Raw genomic sequence first — 1,205 nt, forward strand, 5'->3', positions numbered from 1 at the left:
AACCACCCGAACCACCCGAACCACCCGACCCGGACGGACCGGACGGTGGACGTACTGGTCGTCGGAGCCGGCCCCGCCGGACTCGCCCTCGCCGCCCGCGTCGCACGCGCCGGCGCCGGCCGGGTCGAGGTCCTGGAACGCGAGGAGGAACCGGGCGGCACCCCCCGCCACCTCCACCACGGCGGTTTCGGCAGCCCCCCGCTCCCCTGGCTGCACGGACCGGAGTACGCACGCCGCGCGGTCGCGGAGGCGGTACACGCCGGGGCCGCCCTCCGCACGGGCGTCACCGCCACCGGCTGGGCCGGACCGCTGACCCTGGAGACCACGAGCCCCTCGGGCCTGGAACGGATCACCGCCCGCGCCGTCGTCCTCCTCACCACAGGTGAACTCCACCGCTCGCTCCCCCCGTACGCCCCCCACCCCATCGGCAGGCGGGCGGTACTGATCGGAGCCGAACCGGTGGCCCGCCACGCCGCGCGCACCCTCCGCCGCGCGGGCACCCACGTGGCGGCGATGCTCACGGAACACCCCCGCGCCACCCCCCTCCCCGGGATCCCCCTCCTCACCCGGACCACGGTGACGGAACTCCACGGCCGGGGCCGGCTCTCGGGCGTGGCCGTCCGCCACCAGGACGGCCGGACGGGGGTCATCGCCTGCGACACGGTGGTCTTCACCGCGGCGGCATCCCCCTGGCCCCCGGCACCCGCGGCCCAGCCGTCGACGCCGCCTACCGCACCCACACCCCCGGGGTCTTCGCCGTGGGCAACGCCCTCCACGGCATCGAGCCCGCCGCCACCGCGGCCGCCGAGGGCAACGCCGCCGCCCTCCCCCTCCTGGCCCACCTCTCGGGCACCCCCTGGCCCACCCCCGGACCACCCCTCCAGGTCCACCCCCCACTCTCCTGGGCCACCCCGACCCACCTCACCACCCCCACCCCCCGGGGCTCCCTCCTGCTCCGCACGGCCGAACCCCTCACGGCCCCGCACCTGGAGATCCACCAGGACACCCGCCTCCTCTGGCACCACCGCCCCTGGACCCGCCTCACCCCGACCCACTCCCTGCGCCTGCCGACGCACTGGACCACCCGGGTGAACCCGAACGGCGGCCCGGTGACCCTGACCATCAGGGGCCGCGCCTAGGTCGTCTCTTTCGGATCTTGCCCGTTAAGCCCGCGTCGTCCGGTGCCGTGCATCGGCGCCTTGGCG

Annotated in this window: 1 pseudogene; it reads left to right on the forward strand. The window is 76.6% G+C overall.

Annotated elements, in window-relative coordinates:
- Nucleotides 1–45: 45 nt before the first annotated feature.
- Nucleotides 46–1,139: pseudogene (locus VR44_RS30230) on the forward strand (NAD(P)/FAD-dependent oxidoreductase).
- Nucleotides 1,140–1,205: the final 66 nt, after the last annotated feature.

This window comes from Streptomyces katrae (assembly GCF_000966975.1).
GTDB classification, from domain to species: Bacteria; Actinomycetota; Actinomycetes; order Streptomycetales; family Streptomycetaceae; genus Streptomyces; species Streptomyces katrae.